General features: G+C 47.4%; 13 protein-coding genes, 1 pseudogene and 1 riboswitch. Of the genes and pseudogenes, 10 read left to right on the plus strand and 4 right to left on the minus strand.

What is annotated here, in order from left to right:
• Positions 1-250 precede the first annotated feature (250 nt).
• The 6 genes from ACAN56_RS07995 to ACAN56_RS08020 all read left to right on the plus strand — a co-directional run bounded on the left by ACAN56_RS07995 (position 251) and on the right by ACAN56_RS08020 (position 10,279).
• The gene (locus ACAN56_RS07995) at positions 251-1,495 is read left to right on the plus strand and encodes a sugar ABC transporter substrate-binding protein (protein WP_038590954.1); all 1,245 of its coding nucleotides are present in this window, start codon (positions 251-253) and stop codon (positions 1,493-1,495) included.
• Positions 1,496-1,618: 123 nt separating this feature from the next.
• Positions 1,619-2,518: a carbohydrate ABC transporter permease gene (locus tag ACAN56_RS08000; RefSeq protein ID WP_038590956.1), complete on the plus strand. Its 900-nt coding sequence runs from the start codon at positions 1,619-1,621 to the stop codon at positions 2,516-2,518.
• A 42-nt stretch (positions 2,519-2,560) separates the two neighbouring features.
• Entirely contained in the window at positions 2,561-3,385 is an 825-nt protein-coding gene (locus tag ACAN56_RS08005) for a carbohydrate ABC transporter permease (RefSeq protein WP_038590959.1), read from the plus strand.
• Between the two features lie 42 nt (positions 3,386-3,427).
• Positions 3,428-4,420 carry a LacI family DNA-binding transcriptional regulator gene (locus tag ACAN56_RS08010; RefSeq protein ID WP_038590962.1) on the plus strand — a complete coding sequence of 331 codons (993 nt, stop codon included), beginning with the start codon at positions 3,428-3,430 and terminating at the stop codon, positions 4,418-4,420.
• 230 nt (positions 4,421-4,650) lie between these two features.
• Complete coding sequence (gene bglX, locus ACAN56_RS08015) at positions 4,651-6,819, plus strand: beta-glucosidase BglX (protein WP_379141827.1); 2,169 nt, start codon at positions 4,651-4,653, stop codon at positions 6,817-6,819.
• A 70-nt stretch (positions 6,820-6,889) separates the two neighbouring features.
• A complete protein-coding gene (locus ACAN56_RS08020) occupies positions 6,890-10,279 on the plus strand; it encodes a GH36-type glycosyl hydrolase domain-containing protein (protein WP_379141829.1) in 3,390 nt (1,129 codons plus the stop codon).
• A gap of 100 nt (positions 10,280-10,379) precedes the next feature.
• Here ACAN56_RS08020 and trpS read toward each other — a convergent pair whose 3' ends face one another.
• Together trpS and ACAN56_RS08030 are read right to left on the minus strand one after the other, a co-directional pair.
• Positions 10,380-11,369, minus strand: a complete 990-nt coding sequence (gene trpS / locus ACAN56_RS08025) for a tryptophan--tRNA ligase (protein ID WP_379141831.1) — start codon at positions 11,367-11,369, stop codon at positions 10,380-10,382.
• Positions 11,370-11,505: 136 nt separating this feature from the next.
• Positions 11,506-11,682, minus strand: a complete 177-nt coding sequence (locus ACAN56_RS08030) for a hypothetical protein (RefSeq protein WP_156130869.1) — start codon at positions 11,680-11,682, stop codon at positions 11,506-11,508.
• Between the two features lie 302 nt (positions 11,683-11,984).
• On the opposite strand from ACAN56_RS08030, the gene tnpB reads away from it, so the two are divergent.
• Positions 11,985-13,073: an IS200/IS605 family element RNA-guided endonuclease TnpB gene (gene tnpB / locus ACAN56_RS08035; protein WP_379141835.1), complete on the plus strand. Its 1,089-nt coding sequence runs from the start codon at positions 11,985-11,987 to the stop codon at positions 13,071-13,073.
• Between the two features lie 171 nt (positions 13,074-13,244).
• A pseudogene (locus tag ACAN56_RS08040) lies at positions 13,245-13,622 on the plus strand (GNAT family N-acetyltransferase); the annotation flags it as partial.
• A gap of 13 nt (positions 13,623-13,635) precedes the next feature.
• Here the strand turns inward: ACAN56_RS08040 and ACAN56_RS08045 are convergent.
• The gene (locus ACAN56_RS08045; protein WP_379141837.1) at positions 13,636-15,225 is read right to left on the minus strand and encodes a DUF4179 domain-containing protein; all 1,590 of its coding nucleotides are present in this window, start codon (positions 15,223-15,225) and stop codon (positions 13,636-13,638) included.
• Complete coding sequence (locus ACAN56_RS08050) at positions 15,194-15,772, minus strand: RNA polymerase sigma factor (RefSeq protein WP_379141839.1); 579 nt, start codon at positions 15,770-15,772, stop codon at positions 15,194-15,196. The genes ACAN56_RS08045 and ACAN56_RS08050 overlap by 32 nt, the downstream gene beginning before the upstream one ends.
• A gap of 121 nt (positions 15,773-15,893) precedes the next feature.
• Here ACAN56_RS08050 and ACAN56_RS08055 point away from each other — a divergent pair, with 121 nt between their 5' ends.
• Both ACAN56_RS08055 and ACAN56_RS08060 read left to right on the plus strand, forming a co-directional pair.
• Entirely contained in the window at positions 15,894-16,661 is a 768-nt protein-coding gene (locus ACAN56_RS08055) for a nucleotidyltransferase domain-containing protein (RefSeq protein WP_379141842.1), read from the plus strand.
• A gap of 126 nt (positions 16,662-16,787) precedes the next feature.
• Positions 16,788-16,879: riboswitch (cyclic di-GMP riboswitch) on the plus strand.
• A gap of 50 nt (positions 16,880-16,929) precedes the next feature.
• Entirely contained in the window at positions 16,930-17,985 is a 1,056-nt protein-coding gene (locus ACAN56_RS08060; RefSeq protein WP_379141845.1) for a hypothetical protein, read from the plus strand.
• The last annotated feature ends 70 nt before the right edge of the window (positions 17,986-18,055 follow it).

The following is an 18,055-nucleotide window of genomic DNA, read 5'->3' on the forward strand; positions in this document are numbered from 1 at the left end:
ACGATTCGAATCAACCATCGATTGAATTAGCAATATGTTCTCGGAAATGCTCATTCAACTCGAAAAATGTCTGAAAATTCGTTTCATCCTACATTTTTTTGGTTAATATTACCTGTAACTACCTCGGGGAATAAGAAAAAGAATGATAATATTCGAATTTTTTTTCGATAATAATCGAAACGTTTCGATGTAAGGGCTTTTATCATAGTTTTTTAAGTTTTACTCATACTAAAACAGGGGTGAAAGAGAAATGAAGAAAAAAACTGGAGTTACGATGATGGCAATGTTGATGAGTTTCTCATTAGTTGCGGCGGGTTGCGGCAACAATTCCAACAATGCAGCATCGGGAGACAACAAGACGCTTAAAGTATGGTTCATGGGTACATCTGATACAGTAGAACCTATTGCTAAAATGTATGAAGAAAAAAACCCTGGCATCAAAGTGGATGTGCAAGCGATCCCATGGGATACCGCACATGATAAGCTGCTGACCGCAGTCGCTTCCAAAAACGGCCCGGACGTTATTCAGATGGGTACCACATGGATTCCTGAATTTGCCGCTGCCGGAGCTTTGAAAGATATGACTCCATACATCGAAAAGTATCCAAGCATGAAACCGGAGAACTTCTTTGACGGAGCCGTTGAAACAACCAAATATCAAGACCAGACGGTTGGTATCCCATTCTATGTTGAGACACGGGCGCTGTTCTACCGCACCGATATGCTTGGTGATGTTGGATACCCTGAAGGTCCAAAAACTTGGGACGAGCTGAAGGATGCAAGCAAGAAGCTGGTGGAAAAGGGCGGAGCCGGACATTATGCCTTGCCGATTGAAGGTAAAGACTCTATCTACCCTGTAATTTTTGCTTGGCAGAACGGCAGCGATATTATTGATAGCAACCGTAAGCCACAGTTTAATCAACCGGCCTATGTGGAAACTGTTAATTTTCTGAAAAGCTTCTACGATGAAGGATTGTCGCCTAAAGGCACTGACCTTGATACTGTAGCAGCATTCAAAGACGGAACGATGGCTATGTTCATCAGCGGTCCTTGGATGATCCAGACTGTAAAAGAGAAAAACCCTGAAATTGACGGAAAATGGGCTGTAACGACATTGCCTGCCAAAGTAACCAACACCTCTTCCATTGGCGGTGCTGATCTGTCCATCTTCAACTACAGTAAAAATCCGGATGAAGCTGCAAAATTCATTGCTTTCATGGCCGAACAGGATGCACAGCTGAAGTATTTCGAAACTTCTAACTCCATGCCGGCACTCAAAGCAGCTTGGAAGAACGAAGCGCTTCAGGATCCAATGATTGCAGCGTTCGGTAAACAGCTTGAAAATTCCCGTCCGGCTCCAACGGTCAGAGAATATGAAGAAATTGCACAGGCTGCAATGGCTGCTTTCGAGCAGATTACCATGGGCGGAGCAGATACACAAACCGAGCTGGACAAGCTGAACGCCAAAGCGAATGAATTGCTGGGCAACAAATAAATAATTATTGAAGTATTGTGTCAGGCGGACTGCCGGGATCTCTTTTTTACGGAGGTTCCGGCATTATGCCTGTATATCCTTCCACACGGAAGAAAGTGAAAGAATGCGAAGGGGTGTGATGTTGTGAGTTCATTTGTCAAGCAGTGGAACAAGCATAAGTATCCATATTTGTTTATCGCGCCTGCGGTAATCCTGCTGACCCTTTTTTCGATTATCCCGATAATTATCGCACTGGTCATCAGTTTTACGGATATGGATTTGGTGGGGCTTGCGGATTATTCGAATATTAGTGCAATTGGTTTTGATAACTATTTTAATATTTTCAAAGATCCTATTTTCTTAAAGTCGATGTACAACACACTTATTTATGTTGTGGTCGGGGTTCCCTGCGTGGTTATTGCTTCCATGGGGGTTGCATTGCTGCTGAATTACGGAACAGGCTGGCTGTTTAAAAGCTTCCGGGTGATTTATTATATGCCTTCCATTACCAACATTGTGGCCGTAGCCGTAGTATGGGGTTATTTGTACAACGGGACGTACGGTTTGTTTAACTATGTTCTGTCCTGGTTTGACCTGCCTGCGCAGCAATGGCTCCAAGATCCTGTGCTGGCGAAATTTTCACTTATCCTGCTGGCGTTCTGGAAATCAATTGGTCTCAATATGATCATCTTCCTGGCGGCCCTTCAGGGAATTCCGCGTTCGTATTATGAAGCTGCGGAAATCGACGGTGCAACCGGCTGGAAGAAGCTGCGCTACATCACTGTTCCTTTGCTTGGATTCGCTACTTTCTTTGTGACCATTACGACCCTGATCGGCTGGATTCAGTTCTTCGAAGAGCCGCTCGTGATGACAAAAGGTGGACCGCTGAATGCAACGATGTCAATGGCGCTCTTTATTTACAATAACGGGTTCCAGCTGAGCAAATTCGGTTATGCGGCTTCGGGTTCATTTATACTGTTCATCATCATTATTATTGCGACACTTATCCAATTCGCGGTCAAAAAGAAAGAAGTGGAATACTAAGCTTCAGCGTGATGCTGCGGGCTTAAGAAGGAGGGAACTAGCATGGCACTGAAGATGAAGAAGATGGAAAAAGGAATTATGATTACCCTGCTCGTTGTCGGAGGACTTCTGATGATGGTGCCGTTTATTTGGATGATCGGTTCATCCTTTAAACCAGAGAATGAATTTACGGTGATTCCACCGTCGCTTTTCCCGGCGCACCCAACGTTTAACAACTACCGGGATTTGTTCGTGAAGATGGATTTTTTAATTTATTTGAAAAATACACTGATTATCGTGTTATGTTCTTTTGCCGGACTGTTTTTGAATGCGATGGCCGGTTATGCTTTTGCGAAATTTGATTTTCCGGGCAAAAACAAGTTCTTCTTTATTATCCTGGGTACGATGATGATTCCATCACAAGTAACCATGATCCCGACGTATCTGATTATTAATCAAATGCATCTCGTAAATACGATGGCGGGTATCGTTCTGCCCGGCTTGGTAGGGGCGTTTGCGATATTCTTGTTCCGTCAGTTTATGACTACCATTCCGATGGATCTGCTGGAAGCGGCAAGGCTGGATGGAGCGGGCGAACTGCGGATCTTTTTCCAGCTGATGGTGCCGATCGTGAAGCCGGTGTTTGCGGTACAAGGGATTTTGACATTTATCGGGGCCTGGAACAGCTTCCTGTGGCCGTTGATTATCGCCAATGACGAGAAACTGTATACACTCTCAGTAGGTTTGTCCTTGCTGAAAGGCCAATATGGTACAGCGTTTGGACTGCAGATGGCCGGTGCGGCATTTATGGTCATTCCAATTATTATCATATTTATCTTCTTCCAGAAGCATATCATAGAAGGATATACGATCTCTGGCATAAAATAGTATAGAGAGAAATAATGCAGGGCTCAGGAAGGGTTGAAATGGATGGCAACAATCAAGGATGTGGCCAAGCTGGCGGGGGTAGCACTGTCCACCGCTTCGTATGCGATGAGCGGGGACAGCAAGGTTAGCGCAAAAACGAGAGAAAAAGTTCTGGCAGCAGCAAGACAGCTGAATTATCAAAAAAACGGCTTTGCCATGGATTTGAAGCGGAGCCGGACCAATACGATTGCACTCATATTAATGGATTTGTCCGGTCCTTATTATTCGGAGCTCATCCGCAGCATTCAGGATGTTGCGCTATCCAACTCCTATGACCTGATTGCCTGCAGCTCGCTGGGTGGAAAAGATTCCACGGCTGTGCGTTATTTACTCGAAAAAAGAGTAGATGGCGCTATTGTGCTGGCTCATAATATTACAGTAGATCTTCTTCATGCAGCTGCGGGTGCACGTTTTCCAATCGTCGTGATGGATCGTCTCATTTCTGGTGAAGGCCTTATTAATGTAGTGGTAGACAGCGAACAGGGTGGTTATAGTGCGACCCGTTATCTGATTGAAAAAGGTCATCATTCCATTGCTTATATTAGCGGACCTGCGAACTCTTATGACAATGCACTGCGTTATCAGGGGTATTTGCGTGCCATGCGTGAGGCGGGACTAAATGAAAAAACGAAGTGGAAGCTGAGCGGCAACTTTGTCCGTGAGGGCGGTTATAAAGCAACGAAGATGATGCTGGTGCAGGGTGAGCTGCCTTCGGCGGTGTTTTATGCCAATGACGAAATGGCAGTCGGAGGAATGAAGGCATTGGAGGAAGCCGGAGTTTCCGTGCCGGATGATCTTTCGGTCATTGGATTTGACGATATCCAGTTAGCCGAATACCTTCAGCCAAGGCTGACGACCATCCGTCAACCGATGTACGAATCCGGTTCGCTGGCCGGACATCTGCTGTTCCAAAGGTTGAACGGAGATGAGGTCAACGATTTCTACAAGCTCAAGATCGAACTTATTGAACGGAGCTCGGTTAAAATCAACAGTTAATTGGAGCTGGATGCGATAATCCCGCCGAACGCTTTGTTTTTGGCCTAGCGCGGCGGCAAGCTTCCGGTTATTTATCGGGCAAGAGAAGATTCTGGACTCCTACTGCTCCGTATTGCTGTCGAAATTAATAGAAACGTTTATGAAATAGAGACAACACATACTAGAAAAGACCATATAAATAAAGAGATAATAGAATAGAAACGTTTCGTTTCGGTGGAGGGAACACAACCATGACTGAACATCTCTATCACAAATATGTTAAGCACATGACACTTGAAGAAAAGATAGCCCAGCTGCTGCAGCTCGCAGCCCCCTTTTATGACGAACCGGGCGATCATTCAGAAATCACCGGACCTATGGAGGAGCTCGGTATCGGCAGCGAGACCAAACTTGCGGCTGGTTCCGTACTTGGAATAGCCGGTGCAGAGAAAATGATGGCTGTGCAGAAAGAACATCTGAAGAATAACAGACTCGGCATTCCATTGCTGTTTATGGCGGATATTGTACATGGATTCAAGACGATATTTCCGATTCCGCTGGCGATCGGCTGCTCCTGGAACCCGGAACTCGCTGAACAGAGTGCAGAAATCGCCGCGCGTGAAGCTGCAGTATCAGGACTACATGTAACTTTTGCGCCGATGGTGGATTTGGTCCGGGATGCCCGCTGGGGCCGTGTGATGGAATCAACGGGTGAAGATCCCTATTTGAACTCTGTATTTGCCAAGGCATTTGTACAGGGATTCCAAGGGGATGACCTGAGAAATGATGTTTCCCGTGTTGCAGCCTGCGTGAAGCATTTTGCAGCTTATGGACTGGCTGAAGGCGGACGTGATTACAATTCAGTCGACTTGTCAGAACGCCAGCTGCGCGAATACTACTTGCCGGCCTATAAAGCAGCGGTAGACGCAGGAGTCGAGATGGTGATGACTTCCTTTAATATTGTGGACGGGATTCCGGCTACCGGAAACAGCAAGCTGATGCGCAGCCTTTTGCGTGAAGAATGGGGTTTTGAGGGAATCGTCATTTCAGACTGGGCGGCTATTAAGGAAATTATTGCCCATGGTGCTGCCGAAGACGAAAAAGAAGCCGCCTTTAAGGCAATCTGGAGTGGCGTTGATATTGATATGATGACCACAAGCTATGTGAATCATTTGCCGGAACTGGTGGCAGAAGGCCTTGTGGATGAAGCGCTGATTGATGAAGCTGTGCTGCGGATACTGAAGCTGAAGGAAAAGCTGGGCTTGTTCGAGAATCCAATGCGTGGTGCGGATCCGGTTCTTGAACGCGAGATTGTGTTCTCCGCCGAGCATCGCCAGGTTTCCCGCAAGCTTGCCGAGAAATCCAGTGTACTGCTTAAGAACGAAGGTGTACTGCCGCTGGCGCCTGAGCAACGGGTTGCATTGATTGGTCCGTTTGCGAATAGCGGAGATATTCTGGGCTGGTGGTCGTGGACGGGTTCTAAAGAGACGGCGGTCAAGCTTGGAGAATCCATGCGTATACTCAGCGAAAATCCGGGCAATGTGATTATTGCCGAGGGAAGCGGCATCGATTCGATCAGCGAGTCTCAGCGTAATGAGGCCTTGAAAGCAGCCGCAGATGCCGATGTAATCGTGCTTGCGGTCGGTGAATCTTCAGAGATGAGCGGTGAAGGCGGCAGCCGCAGCAATATCAAATTGCCGCAGGCGCAGCTGGAACTGATTGAGCTGATGAAAGGGCTGGGCAAACCTTTAGCTGTAGTCCTGTTTAACGGCCGCCCGCTCGATCTGCATGGTGTGTATGATCTTGCCGATGCTGTACTTGAAGCATGGTTCCCGGGAAGTGAAGGCGGTGCTGCGCTGGCAGATCTGTTATACGGAAAGGTTAATCCATCCGGAAAGCTCAGTATGTCCGTTCCTTATTCCGTTGGCCAGATTCCGGTTTATTATAACTCCTTCAGCACCGGCCGTCCCAAACCGGAAGAAGAGACAGGCAACCGTTATATTTCCCAGTACCTAGATATTCCTAACGAACCGTTACTGCCATTTGGCTTCGGTCTAAGTTATACGGATTTCACCTATGAGGGACTTACACTTTCAGCGGAGACAATGAAGGCTGATCAGCCGATTGAGGCGAAGGTGACTGTCACAAATACCGGGAAGATGGCTGGAACAGAAACGGTTCAACTTTATATCCGTGATGTATCGGCAGAGGTAGTCCGCCCGGTTAAAGAGCTGAAAGGCTTCAAGCAGGTCGAACTGGCTCCGGGAGAAAGCAGCGAGGTCGTCTTCCAGATTGACGAAAGTATGCTCCGCTATCATCACAGTGACTTGTCCGTAAGCAGTGACCGCGGCCAATTCAGCCTGTTCATCGGCGCTAGCAGCAAGGATGTTCAGGCAGCGTCTTTCCGTTTGCTTAAATAATGCGAAATGTTAAACACAAATACTGACGAATAGCGGCAATCTGCCGCAGCAGATAAGGAAGTGAGTAGAAATGACAACTATAACAGGAACTGGCTCCAAGCTGTCGCTTCACGAGGATGGATTGACTTTTACTTTCCTGGAAAGCGGCGACCTGTACCAGGCTGTCGGCGGGACGATGATGATCAATCAGCTGCTGTCTAATAGCGTAGACGGTGCGCCCGGAAATCTTTATGCGCGTTTGCACCTGCAGGATGGCATTCAGGTCTTTCCGCTGCTAGGTGTGAAATCGAGCAGCCGTTTCCGTCAGGATGGCAAACGCCTGGTGTGGCAAGGTGAAATTACTGCGGGTCCGGGTGTCCCAGGGCTATTGACGGATATCCGTTATCAAGTGGTATTTACTTTGTCCAGCCGTGGGGTGTGGTTCTGGGATGTGAAAGTTGATGGCAGCAATGTGCTGCTGGATGTCATCTATAGTCAAGATGTGGGGATTGCTTCCCCCGCAGCTGTCACCAGTAATGAAGCCTATTTATCGCAATATATTGATCATGCGGTATTTGAGGATGAGAAGTATGGATATGTGGTTTGCTCCCGGCAAAATCAGCCGCAAGGCGGCAAGTTCCCATACTTGCAGCAAGGTGCTCTCACCGGAGCTACCGGGTATTCTACTGATGGATTCCAGTTCTTCGGATTATCCTACAAGGAAACCGACAAACCGGAAGCATTGTACCAGGAACAGCTGGCCAATGAGATTTATCAATATGAATTTGCCTATACGGCGCTGAAATCCGGGAAAGTTCAACTGGATGGAGCTGCACGTTTTACTTTTTACGGACTATTCCGTGAAGACCATCCTGCAGCCATTACAGAGCTGGAATTTAATTCGGCACTGCCTCAAGCGTGGGATGAGGCTGAAGCCCTGGGAGATGTTCAGGAAACAGGTCATTGGCTGAATCAGGCCTCCTTATCTTCACGTTTTGGAGCGCCGCTGCAAACTGTAGACATGCTTGAAGAAGAGCTGAACTCATTGTTCCCGCAGAGATTTGAGGAAGAACGTGATGGCGGCCAGCTGCTGGCCTTCTTTACCGGCACCTATGAGCATATTGTGCTCAAGCGCAAGGAATTGCTGGTCGAACGTCCGCATGGGCATATTCTGATGAGCGGGGACAATGCTCATCTGGGTGCTGAGGTCATGACCACAACCTCGTATATGTATGGGATTTTCAACTCCCAGGTGGTAGTCGGTAATACGAATTTCAATAAAATGATGTCCAACCCCCGTAATGCGCTGAATGTGTACAAGACTTCAGGACAGCGTATTTATGTGGAAATGGATGGGCAATACCGTATGCTTACGATGCCGTCGCTATTTGAAATCGGGTTTAACTACGTGCGCTGGTACTACAAAACTCTTTCCGACACGCTTGTGATTACCAACTATACAACAGTTGATTCACCGGAAGTAAAGCTGCATGTACGATCTGTAAGCGGCCAAGCGTACCGTTTCCTCGTCAGCAACCAGATTACGATGAATGTGGCCGAGTATGAGGTGCCATACCAAATGGCTCAGGATCCGAACGGAGTGATCAGCTTCCGTGGCGAGAAGTCCGGAACGAGTGCTCAGGTATATCCGGAGCTCACTTACAAGATGTTCCTGGAGGGGGCTTCTTACCGTATGGGAGATGAAAGTCTGCTGGCAGACGGACCGGTTCAGGGCAGTGCTTCGCTTGCTGTGCTTGAACTGGAGGAGAGCGCAGAGTGGACGCTGACACTACAGGGCTTGCTGGACGGCAAGGAACGTCCGCTCTCCAGTAAACCCGTCACAGAAGAAATCACCCGTTACCGTGAGTTTTTCTCCGGTGTCATGAATGGTTTCAAGCTGACACAGGAAAGCGGAGTCGAAGGCGGACTATTCAAAGTGAATGCGTTGGCCTGGTGGTACACTCACAATATGCTGGTCCATTACTCAGTGCCTCATGGTCTGGAGCAGTATGGCGGCGCAGCATGGGGGACGCGTGATGTGTGCCAGGGACCGGTGGAATATTTCCTCGCCACACACAAATATGAGCAGGTGCGCGAGATTCTGCTGACCGTGTTTGCCCATCAGTATGAAGATGACGGCAGCTGGCCACAGTGGTTCATGTTCGACAAATACACATCCATTCAGCAGGAAGAAAGCCACGGCGATATTATTGTCTGGCCGCTTAAAGTGCTGGGGGATTACTTGCGGGCAACCCTTGATTTTGCTGTATTGGATGAACAGATTCCATATACACGCAAGCACAGCTTTGACTTTACGGAAACGACAGCTTCGCTGCGGGAACATGCCAACAAAGAGCTGGATTACATTAAATCTCACTTCCTGCATGATACGTTCCTGTCTTCTTACGGCGACGGGGATTGGGATGATACGCTCCAGCCGGCGAACGCACAGCTGAAGCAGTATATGGTCAGCAGCTGGACAGTTGCACTTACCTATCAGACAGTGCTCGGTTTATCAGGAGTGCTGCAGAGCAATGATGAAGTTTGGTCAAATGAGCTGAAGCAGATGGCGGAAGGGATCAAAAGTGATTTCAACCGTTACATGCTGGGAACGGAAGTGATTCCAGGCTTCCTGTATTTCGAAGATCCGCAGGATGCCAAGCCTATGCTTCATCCAGAAGATCAGGAGACCGGTATTCAATACCGGCTGCTGCCGATGACCCGCAGTATGATCGGTGAGCTGCTCACACCAGAGCAAATGGAGTCACATTATAAGCTGATCCTGGAGCAATTCCTCTGCCCGGATGGTGTGCGGCTGATGAACCATCCGGCGCAATATGCCGGCGGAGTCAGCACGCATTTTAAACGGGCGGAGCAGGCGGCTAATTTCGGACGCGAAATCGGACTTCAATATGTGCATGCGCATATCCGGTTCGTAGAAGCTATGGCGAAGATCGGCAAGCGGGATCAGGTATGGAACGGACTGGCGGTCATTAATCCGATTGGGATCCGCGATGCCGTGCCGAACGCTGAACTGCGTCAGAGCAATGCCTACTTCAGCAGCTCGGACGGGAAATTTGCTAACCGTTATGAAGCGCAGGAGCGGTTCAATGAGCTGCGGAATGGTTCGGTAGCCGTTAAAGGCGGCTGGAGAATTTATTCCAGCGGTCCCGGAATCTACATGAATCAGCTGATCTCCAACGTGCTCGGTATCCGTGAGGACGGCGGTGATCTCATCATTGATCCTGTACTGCCGGATGAACTGGATGGAACCCGCTTTGACTTCGAATATGGCGGTTCACCGGTATCGTTCATCTACCACTGTGCAGAAGGTAATCTCCGCTCTGTAACCGTGGGCGGCAAGGAGGTTCAGGCCGAACGGCTTGCCAACCCTTATCGTCTTGGAGGATTGCGGATCAAACAGGCAGACTTTGAAAATCTGCGCACAGCAGATGGTACTGTAGTCGATATTTATATGTAACAACAAGAAGAGGCCGCTGCTGAAGCGGCCTCTTTGCTATTCACAATTATTCAGCTGTTAAGTCATCAATTCCAGAACCTTCGTTGAAAGCATCTCGAGTTCATTTGAAATAATCAAGGCTCATCGCCTCGCGGACTTCGTTCATCGTTTCCTGGGCCAGAGACCGGGTATGGCGGGTGCCGGCCATTAGAATGTCATCGACAAGCTTCGGTCTGGCCGCATAGTAGGCCCGGCGTTCCCGCATCGGTGCCAGAAGCATTTCCAGCGCGGAGGTGATCCGTTCTTTGCAGGCCGAACATCCGATGGTCCCGCGTTCGCAGCCTTCGCGGATTTCAGCGGCGTCTTGCGGAAGAAAGGCCCGGTGATAAGCATAAATTGGACAGATATCCGGATGCCCGGGATCATTTTTATGAACGCGGGCAGGATCTGTCACTGCTCTTTTTATTTTGTGGGCAAGGTCTTCCGTTGAAGCATCGAGCGTTATGGAGTTGCCGAGGCTTTTGCTCATTTTCGCGTTGCCGTCTGTGCCAATCAGCCGGGGTGTTTCACTGATCAACGCCTGAGGTTCCACAAATATAGGCTTATACAGCTCGTTAAACCGGCGTACAATTTTACGGGCCAGCTCCAGATGCGGCAGCTGATCCTCACCAACGGGAATGATGGTGGCTTTGCAAAAGGCAATATCGGCCGCTTGGCTTACCGGATAACCGAGGAAACCATAATACATTTCATCCAGACTGCTGTTTTTCGATTCTGCTTTTACTGTTGGATTGTGCCGCAGGTTATTCACCGTAACAAACATAGAGAAGAAGATCGTCAGCTCGGCGATTTCCGGAATCATGGACTGTACATAAAGGGTTGTCTTGCCGGGGTCAATGCCTGCAGACAAATAATCGAGCATAATCTCGCGGATATGGCTGCGGATCAATTCGGGTCTATCGAAATGGGTTGTCAGTGCCTGAACATCCGCCAGAAACACATAGGATTCATATTGATCTTGTAAAATAACCCGGTTCTGCAGGCTGCCGGCGTAATGGCCAAGGTGAAGTTTGCCGGTTACCCGATCTCCTGTGAGTACACGTTCTTTCATCGTTAAAAACCTCCTAGTATAATGTTGTTGTGTAAATATTATAAATCGCCACCACCAGCCATCCTCCATGGCCATCACCCCCTTATCAATACAAAAAAACTCCGTCCCATAAGGACGAAGTTGTCGTTGTACCACCTTAAATGACCGTCTTGCTGCATGAATTGCAAGCGTTCCAGTCTTCGCTATACGGTGCGGAGATCGCTGAATACATGATCTCGAGACCGCTCCCTTGATAACGGCGGGGTGCCCGGCATTTCCCTACAACATCGTAGCCGACGGTTCGGGAAAGCAACTCCAAAGTCCATTCGATCATATGCCGGACACCGGTTCGCAGCTACCACCGGCTCTCTGCAAGTCCGCTCACATATGTCTACTTACTCTTCTTCTGCGTTATTGATGATATATATGTATATTATTACCTGATCCCTGGAGATCGGTCAATGCTTTATTAGATTGGGGCAGGAAAAAGTATCAATTGTGATAAGTTATTTATCAAAGAAAGCCGAGAACACCCCACCTTCTATAGGTTGGGGATGAATCGATGTTTTTTGCAAAGAAAACGAACGCATGTGCTATAATATCTCTATATACTTCATCGAAAGAGGTTGTGTTGGCATGCTCATTCATAAAGCCTATAAGTATCGTATCTTTCCTACAAATGAACAACAGCAACTCATTCATCAGATGTTCGGGTGTTGCCGTTTTGTGTTCAATCATTTTTTAGGCTTATGGAATGATACCTATAAGGCGAAAGGCAAAGGCTTATCCTACAATCGTTGTGCCACACAACTTCCTGCACTCAAACAACAGTTCGAATGGTTGAAAACCGTGGATAGCATTGCTTTGCAATCATCGGTTCGAAACGTGGCAGATAGTTTTGATCGGTTCTTCAAAAAACAGAATCAAGCTCCACGTTTCAAAAACCGTAAACACCCTGTCCAAAGCTACACAACGAAATATACCAACGGCAACATTGCTGTGGAAGAACGTCTACTCAAGCTTCCCAAGCTGGGATGGATGCCCTTTGCCAATTCCAGAGCCTTAGAGGGACGCATCCTGTCTGCAACCGTTCGCCGGAATGCGTCTGGGAAATATTTCGTATCCATCGTCTGTGAAGTTGACGTTAAGCCCCTGCCTCAAGCCAGCAAAGAGATTGGTGTTGACCTTGGGCTTAAAGAGTTTGCCGTCTGCTCCGATGGATTTCGGGTTCAAAATCCCAAGTGGTATCGCCATTTCGAAAAGAAGTTAGCCTATTGGCAACGCCGTATGGCTCGCCGTAGCAAAGGCGGCTCTAATTGGCACAAAGCCAAGCAAAAGGTCGCTTCCATTCATGAGAAGATCGCCAATTGCCGCCATGATTTTCTGCATCAGCTCACAATCAAACTGATTCGTGAAAACCAAACGATCAGTATAGAAAACCTTCGCGTGGCGAATATGCTCAAAAATCACAAACTGGCAAAGTCTATCGCCGATGCGTCCTGGAGTGAGTTCGAACGCCAAATCTCCTACAAGGCGAAATGGTACGGACGCACGGTTAAGATTTCGGATACCTTTGCCCCGACCAGCCAAACATGTTCTGTATGTGGCTTCATCAACCCCGAAGTGAAAAATCTTTCAGTGCGGCAATGGGTCTGCCCAGGTTGTGATACAACGCATGATCGTGATGAAAATGCCGCACAGAATATTATAATGATGGCGGTTTAACTGTCTTGCAAAGAACTGTGAGAACCACAGGGATCGCTTGGTGTACGATTTTTCACATTTGAGAAAATCGATACATTTTGCTTCAAGGAAGCAATGACCCAAGAATCCCCCACCTCTACAGGTGGCGGGAGTGTTCAAAGACAATAAATGAAGAGGGATGCAATTACATAAATATTCAGCTGTAATGATAATGACAAATTGCTTGGTATTATCGAGGCATTTGATTTTAATCAGAAAGTAAATATGGTATCGGTCGGCTATTTTTTGGAGCAAGCCCATTGGGGGAAAGGCATTGCTTCAGAAGCGTTATCCCTATTGATAAGTTACTTGTTTAATGATGCGGATATCAATAGGATTCAAGCTGAAGTAATGCCCCCCAATAGGGCTTCCAAAAAGGTGCTGCTGAAAAACGGCTTCATGAAAGAAGGAACTTTGAGACAAGCCAGTGTATGGTCAGGCAAAGGAATCGTCGATCTTGAAGTGTACAGCATCCTGAAAGATGACTACATCAAATGGCATATCGGATCAGAAGTTCCAGATCCACAATAGAATAGAAGCAAACTCAATGTTTTTTCACTTCGATTTTTGGCAGATCAAAGCTCCAGTTCACATCGGTGAATTTTTTATCCGTTATGACCCGGCGGAGCGTCAGCTCCTCGGGCAGTTCAGTCATGCCTTTGGCTATAAGATAGGCTTCATTTGCATGATTGCCCGTCTCGCCGAATATGACTTTCTCATCCATAGTGTAACCACCTCTAAAAATAACTTTGTATTCTTTTCCTTGACCATCGAGGGCGACCCACTTGTCATTGGCAAATCTGTTGGTGAATTCGCCGCTGACCGACATCCAGCCGGATATTCCCGGTTCATCCTTGATTTCCTTGATCTCCATCTTGTTCACCTTCAGCACATCACCTTGAGCACTAAATACTGCGGGTTTCTCATTAAGCTCATGAGGATGGAACGTCACTGAATCGTTAGACTTGACGGGACTATTGTAACCATCCAGGATGAACCGTACTTGCCGGCTGTCATATGGAAGGCTCTTGAAATAGTAGGTCCAGTGCAGCTTGCCGGCTTGTTCTGTTGGTCTGACAGTGTAGCCGAAGGAAGTGTCGATAATACCTCCAGAGATGTAACTGTTGATTCTTGAAAGTTCTTCACCTTTCTCATCCACAAAATGGAACATGACCCCAAAATCGTGGCTAAAATTAGTTGAATTGGCAGAAATAAGGCTTGCTTCCTCTCCAGTAAGCGAGGTGTTGAATTTCAGTGTGACCCCTGCAGGTGTATGCATCACTTGATCCATCTCCAGCTTCATCCCATCCGGAGTAGTATAGACATGGTCCTTCAAATCTGTGGTTACTGTTAATGCCTGCGCTGCGGTCATATCCGCTTCATAGCTGAAGCTCCAGTCCCCGGCTATCACCTTGTTTGTCTCCAGTTCATGAATATTGCCTTGAATAACTACGGTGCTTCCGGGTGCTTCATCGGGGAATACGTAAGTCAGCAGAAGGGAGGCCTGATCCGGGTTTCCATAAGTATTCTCGTCCATGCTCATGACCGATTTAAGTTCTCCGATACTTTCGCCTGCTTCATTCCGGATTTCCAGCTGGCTGGCATTAAATCTGGACATTGCGTCTTCCGAGGCAAGTCCGTTTTCATCCATGATAGTGATGTTGAGCACCAAACGGGTAGGATCAGCCACTACGTCCTGCAGGGCTAAGGTATAGCCTTTATCGCTTTTCTCTATGTCAGGCTGCTGCACCACACCGAGTATTTTGGCGTCCAGCAGACCAAGCTCTGCCCACTGGTTGGCAAGGAGGAACGGTTTCTGTGGAGGGGTGGACAGCGTCTCTGAGACTGTACCTGATCTGCCAATGAAAAACAGTAATGAAGCAATTCCCATCACTGCAGCAACAGAGCTGCCCCACTTTAAACCTCTTTTTAGGGTGCGGCCCGTTTGCATTCCGGATATCTCGGATAAATTTTGCCCGGAGGCGGGCTGTATCTCTGTATTGCGAACTTGTTCCATAACGCGCTCTGTGAAATCATCAGCTAGATTAGAGCTTGTATACAATTGTGAATCCGTCAGTAGATCGTTATCAGTGCCGGACAAGTCATTGTGATTGGTGTAAGCCCATTTTTTCATTGGAACCCTCCCTGGATTTCGGCCATTGTTTCTTCAGCTTTTGACGGGCGCGGTGGAGACAATTTTTGACCTGGTGCATAGGCATTCCCGTTATCGCTGAGATTTCCTCATAGGATAATTCATTGGTATAACGAAGCAGCAGTACAATCCGGTATCGCTCTGGAAGCTTGGCCAATTTCCGGTGCATTTCAAGCTCGTCTTCCTTACGCATATACTGCTCTTCAGGGGTTGGCCCGTGATCCTTCTCCTCCAGTAAGTTGCTTGTTAGGCCAGGGGATTTCCGCCTTTTCAGTGACCTGAAGTGGTTGATCGCAATGGCGTACAGCCAAGCGGCAAAGCTTGATTGGCCATGATGCTCGCGGAGTTTCTGGTATGCTTTAATAAATGTTTCCTGGGCCAAATCCTGTGCATCCTGGTGACTGGCGCCTATACCGAGCAGCAGACCATACAAGCTCGACTTGTATCTGTCTACGAGTACCGCAAAGGCCTCACGGTTGCCCTGCAGCACTTCGGCAATGATTTGTTCATCGTTTTCCTGTGCCTTCATCCAGTGCCTCCAATTGATTTATTTGTATATAAGACGCACCAGCGCCACAATATTTCTCACTTTTAATAAAAAAAGAAAGATTATGTTCAGATCATACTACACATTGCAGGGGGAAGAGAGAATGAAACAAGACGAAGCAATCCGTCTGGTAGGCTTGGCCGTAAAGGGTGATCCGGCAGTCAGGGCGGTATTTCTGAAAGGTGCACATGCCAGAGGACAGCAGGATGTTTACTCGGATGTTGATTTGTATTGTTTGGTCCACAGCGAGGGCTTGACGGACTTTTTAGCGCGCAGAATATCCCATATGGAGACCTATAAACCGCTGATATTCTGGTCGGAAGCTAACTTCGTAGGCCCGCAAATTGTTGGCGTGTTTGAAGACGGACTGCATTTCGATCTTTATACGGTGACTGAGGAGAGTCTGAAACAAACCGAGCAAATCCTTGTCCTGCATGATCCCGAGGGATGTCTTGCCAACTACAAGGCAGAGAGCTTCCCCATGTCGGATGCGGAGATTACGAGGATCCTTTCCGGTTTCACTTTCAGCCTTCTGGAATTTGAAACCGCGTATCTTCGCGGCGATTTGCTCTGGGCACATCGGCTCGGCAGTCATCTGGCAGCAGATCTAATGGCGGTTCTGCGGCATGTAGTAGATCCTTCTACAGCGCAGCTCGGCATTAAGAGACTGCATCGCAAACTCAGTCCACAGCAACTGGATGAGTTAACAGGAGCGTTAAATGGTCTTGGACCGGATGCATTACCTTCAGGTGTCCAGAAGCTGGTGGACCTCGCTGCAGCGTTAATTGCAGAATTGACCGAAAGGCTGTCAGAGAACTGGAATCAGCGTTTTTTCGATTTTATGGTCAAACGGATCTACGCACTATCGTAACAAAACAGATACAGCGAACAATATTTGAATGTGAGAAAAAAGGAGGATAATGACTGCTATTGTCGAATTATAAATTTAGATAGATAATAAATACCAAAATATGTTTGTGATTCGGAAGCGCCAGCTGATGAACAAAGGCAACTCCGCCGAAAGGCGGAAGACGCAAAGCCACCGGTCTAAACCGCTCACGAAAGCGGCATGACAGCGGGGACGCTCATGTAGTTTGGTTTTTTGTTGTCTAAATACAACAAAAGGAGAATAAAAAAACATGTTTTTGAAGATTCGCCACAAAATAAGGCCAGGTTTAGCGTTTATTCTGGCTGCGGCCTTGGCTGCAGGACCCCTGATTGCTACTCCGGTCCACGCAGCTGCGAATTACACTTTTACAGATGTCAAAACTGCATATAACATGCCGCTTGACTACAACTACAAGTTCACGGGTGACACGATCGCTTCACTGGAGAAGGATAGCAAAGGGGCTTATCAGCTGTACTTACATAACTGGAAGAAGAAGACGACGGAGAAAGTCACTTCTACTAACACGTTCAAAACGAACCTGCAGCTCCTGGGAGACAGTGTTTATTATTATGAGTCTACAATTGAAGTGACTAAACGAATTAATATCTACCCGAAGAAGCTGGTACAGTACAATTTGAAAACAAAAAAAACAAGCGAGCTTCCGCTGGAAGTGAAAACTCCGGAATTACTGGGTGTGGGTGACAAATATTATGCACACAGCAGTGGCTCAGATTTTTACTTCACTAACAAAACGACGCTGGAAACTCAGACCATCAATGATCTCGGTTTTGATCAGGTCCACCAGTTTGTAGATGACAAGTTCATCTATAGCAAATGGGACACCGGCACGTTGTATCTGTATGATCTGCCAAGTTCAAAAACAATTGAGCTTTACAAGCTGAAAGAAAATGAATCCTTCAACCTCGTAGCTTCGAATGGTAAAGATATTGTCTGGATGATTGACTCCAAAGAAGTGGATGCTGCCGGCAAGACCAAAAATTATTTCATTTATATGACGATGGACCGCAGTAAAGCCGGAGCTCCGGTTAAAGTATTGCTTAAACGTGAATGGGTAAATGGCGACCGGAATGATCTATTAATCGTGGGTGACAATTATGCGGTGTTCTCGGAAATGATGAACAATAAACTGGTAGCCCGCGGAGTGAACCTCCGAAACGGGGAACTCTTTTTGCTTGGGGAACGAAACCGCAGTGCGGACAATCTTGTGTATTTCAATAAAGACACACTGATCTCACGCGACGCAAATGACTATATTGTGCTTCGTACAATAGTCAGAACGCCATAAATGAATTTTCAGAAACTATCAAAAAAACAGTGCAATTTGACGATAGTAGTAAAGCGGTAAATTTTGGGTA

This window comes from Paenibacillus paludis (assembly GCF_042610515.1).
GTDB lineage: Bacteria > Bacillota > Bacilli > Paenibacillales > Paenibacillaceae > Paenibacillus_AQ.

Coding starts and splice junctions, on each gene's coding strand:
- ACAN56_RS08050 (WP_379141839.1), bottom strand. CDS start 15,772: ATGAAGGCACAGGAAAACGATGAACAAATCATTGCCGAAGTGCTGCAG.
- ACAN56_RS08010 (WP_038590962.1), top strand. CDS start 3,428: ATGGCAACAATCAAGGATGTGGCCAAGCTGGCGGGGGTAGCACTGTCC.
- ACAN56_RS08045 (WP_379141837.1), bottom strand. CDS start 15,225: ATGAAAAAATGGGCTTACACCAATCACAATGACTTGTCCGGCACTGAT.
- tnpB (WP_379141835.1), top strand. CDS start 11,985: ATGCTCATTCATAAAGCCTATAAGTATCGTATCTTTCCTACAAATGAA.
- ACAN56_RS08060 (WP_379141845.1), top strand. CDS start 16,930: ATGTTTTTGAAGATTCGCCACAAAATAAGGCCAGGTTTAGCGTTTATT.
- ACAN56_RS08055 (WP_379141842.1), top strand. CDS start 15,894: ATGAAACAAGACGAAGCAATCCGTCTGGTAGGCTTGGCCGTAAAGGGT.
- bglX (WP_379141827.1), top strand. CDS start 4,651: ATGACTGAACATCTCTATCACAAATATGTTAAGCACATGACACTTGAA.
- ACAN56_RS08030 (WP_156130869.1), bottom strand. CDS start 11,682: ATGATCGAATGGACTTTGGAGTTGCTTTCCCGAACCGTCGGCTACGAT.
- trpS (WP_379141831.1), bottom strand. CDS start 11,369: ATGAAAGAACGTGTACTCACAGGAGATCGGGTAACCGGCAAACTTCAC.
- ACAN56_RS08020 (WP_379141829.1), top strand. CDS start 6,890: ATGACAACTATAACAGGAACTGGCTCCAAGCTGTCGCTTCACGAGGAT.
- ACAN56_RS08005 (WP_038590959.1), top strand. CDS start 2,561: ATGGCACTGAAGATGAAGAAGATGGAAAAAGGAATTATGATTACCCTG.
- ACAN56_RS07995 (WP_038590954.1), top strand. CDS start 251: ATGAAGAAAAAAACTGGAGTTACGATGATGGCAATGTTGATGAGTTTC.